The sequence below is a fragment of the Thermoanaerobaculia bacterium genome (assembly GCA_035260525.1).
Classification (GTDB): domain Bacteria; phylum Acidobacteriota; class Thermoanaerobaculia; order UBA5066; family DATFVB01; genus DATFVB01.
Genome location: DATFVB010000290.1, coordinates 1 through 2,581, shown reverse-complemented (window position 1 = coordinate 2,581; position 2,581 = coordinate 1). Strand labels below are relative to the sequence as shown.

3 protein-coding genes are annotated in these 2,581 nt (G+C 68.3%); 1 reads left to right on the top strand and 2 read right to left on the bottom strand.

The window, feature by feature from the left end:
* A partial coding sequence (locus VKH46_14025; protein ID HKB71961.1) for a putative zinc-binding metallopeptidase occupies positions 1 to 551 on the bottom strand: 551 nt, incomplete at its 3' end.
* A 41-nt stretch (positions 552 to 592) separates the two neighbouring features.
* Entirely contained in the window at positions 593 to 1,306 is a 714-nt protein-coding gene (locus tag VKH46_14020; GenBank protein HKB71960.1) for a class D sortase, read from the bottom strand.
* A gap of 80 nt (positions 1,307 to 1,386) precedes the next feature.
* Here VKH46_14020 and VKH46_14015 point away from each other — a divergent pair.
* The coding region (locus VKH46_14015) for a hypothetical protein (protein HKB71959.1) at positions 1,387 to 2,581 on the top strand (1,195 nt) is incomplete at its 3' end.

Sequence of the window (2,581 nt, the reverse complement as noted above, 5' to 3'; positions counted from 1 at the left end):
GCTCCCCATCCCCGGTACTTCGTCCTCCACCCGGAGCGCGGCGTCAGCCATACCGCGAACGTCTCGGCGAAGTCCTCGTCCGGATGCTTCTGGGCGTACCACCCGGCGATGTGGCGCACGAACTTCCGCGAGAACGGCACCGGCTCGTAGTCGTCGTGGTAGGGCCGCCGGAACGGACCGAAGAGATCGCGCCACTCCGCGGTCTTGTAGAGCTCGTACGCGTAGTTGAAGGCGTGCCCGGCCTCGTGCCGCAGGTACATCATGATCTCGCGCTCGTCCTCGAGATCGTTCATCGCGCGCTCGAGCGCGGCGAGCTTCGGATCGGCGAGGTAGAACGGGATCCCGATGATCGGCTGTCCCGACGGGCAGCCCCATTCGTCGGTCAGATAGCAGCCGGGACGGAACCGTTTGAGCCCCTTCTGGTCGAGCTCCCGATAGAGCTGCTGCACGAACTTCTCGACGCTCGACCCCTCGAGCTTCAGGCCCAGGTCCTTGATCGGCCGGAGCAGAAGCTCCTCGACCTCCGGAGGGGTCTTTTCGAACGTGTGCATGCGCTCTCCCGGAGAAGCGGCGGTCCGGACCCCGAGACGCGTCAGTCCGATTCGACCCGGGACGCGTGCACGACGAAGCGCTTCGGGGCGTTGCCGACCCACCGGAAAGGGTAGCACGTCACGAGGGTGAGCGACGCCGTCCGGGTATCCTGCAGAACGGAGATGTCGTCGGGCGGGACGATCCGGACGTCGCTCACGCGATAGCGGTAGACGCGGCGCGGCGTGGTGAGCTCGATCTCGTCCGCCGTCCGGATCCGGTCGAGCGGCCGGAAGAAGCTGTCGCGGTGCGCGGCGAGCGCCACGTTGCCGGCGGGCCCGGGCATCGGCGTTCCCGGGATGTGCCCGACGCCGAGCTTCAGGATCTTCGCGTCGTCCCCCTCGAAGACGATCGCCGAAAGGCCGAGCCTCGGGATGTCGAGCCGCCCGATGAGGTCTCCATTGGCCGGGACCGGATCCGGGCGGAGAGCCGCGGGCGGCGGCCGGCGCGGCGGCGCTTCGCGCTCGAGGCCGATTCGGCTGGCGAGGTATCCGGCAACCGACGCGCCGTCTCCGCTCCGCTGACGATCGAGCGACCAGCTTTCGTAGCTCTGCCAGGCATGGGCCTGGACGAGAGTCCACCCGCACCAGCCGAGGAGGACCGCGCCGGCGAGGAGGAGCGCCCGCTCGAGCGGAACCGTCCAGGGCTCCCGCCGGAGCATCGCGGGCAGACGGAGATGCCTCCGGGGATACACTCTCGGCTCGATGAAGAAGCTCATCTGCCTGGAGAAACAGCAAGCGTCATGCCATGGCCCCTCCCGTATACTCGGAGCTTATCGTTGAAACGAAAGGAGAAGCCTTGAACTCGTGCCGTCTTCCCGCACCCGCGGCGAGCCGCCTCGCCGGACGTTCCTTCGCCGCGCTCGCCGGACGTTCCTTTGCCGCGCTCGCCGCGCTCGCCCTCCTCTGTCCGGCGGCTCCGGCGGGCGCCGCGGCCCGCAGCGTCACGCTCGCCGAGGGGAAGAAATCGCCGAAAGGCGCGCGGGAGACGGCGGCGAAGTCGCTTTCCGACCGCTTCGAGGGGATGCGCTTCCGCAACATCGGCCCGTTCCGCGGAGGACGGGTCACCGCCGTCACGGGCGTCCGCGGAGACCGGCTCACCTACTATTTCGGCGCGACGGGAGGGGGCGTCTGGAAGACGACCGACGGCGGCGGGCGATGGCAGCCGATGTCGGACAAGGACTTCAAGGCCGGATCGGTCGGAGCGGTGGCCGTCTCGGAATCGGACCCGAACGTCGTCTACGCCGGAATGGGAGAGGCGCCGATCCGCGGGAACGTCTCGAAAGGCGACGGCGTCTACAAGTCGACCGACGCGGGGCGGACGTGGACGAACGTGGGTCTCGGAGACGCGGGGCAGATCTCGCGCGTCCGCGTGCATCCGAAGGACCCGGATCTCGTCTACGTCGCCGCGCAGGGGCATGTCTGGGCGCCCAACGACGAGCGCGGGATCTACCGCTCCTCCGACGGCGGCCGCACCTGGAAGAAGGTGCTGTTCGTCGACGCGAAGACCGGCGCCTCGGATCTGGCGATGGACCCGGTCAACCCGCGCATCCTCTACGCCGGCTTCTGGACCGTTTATCGGAAGCCGTGGACGCTCGAAAGCGGCGGTTCCGGAGGTGGCATCTGGAAATCGACCGACGGCGGCGACACGTGGAAGAAGCTCGCGGGCGGACTGCCGGAGGGAATCGTCGGCAAGATCGCGGTCGCGCCTTCTCCGGCCCGCGAAGGACGGGTCTGGGCGCTCGTCGAGGCGGAAAAAGGAGGCGTGTTCCGCTCCGACGACGGCGGCGAGAAATGGACCCGCGTCAACGACGAGAACAAACTCCGCCAGCGCGCCTGGTACTACACGGAGATCTACGGCGACCCGAAATCGGCCGACATCGTGTATGCCCTCAACACCGGCTTCTACAAGTCTCAGGACGCGGGGAAGACGTTCGCCGCGATCCCCGTCCCGCACGGCGACAACCACGATCTCTGGATCGATCCCGACGACC

What these genes read in the sequence shown, in the direction of transcription:
- VKH46_14020 (HKB71960.1), bottom strand. Translation starts at nt 1,306, where the DNA reads ATGAGCTTCTTCATCGAGCCGAGAGTGTATCCCCGGAGGCATCTCCGT.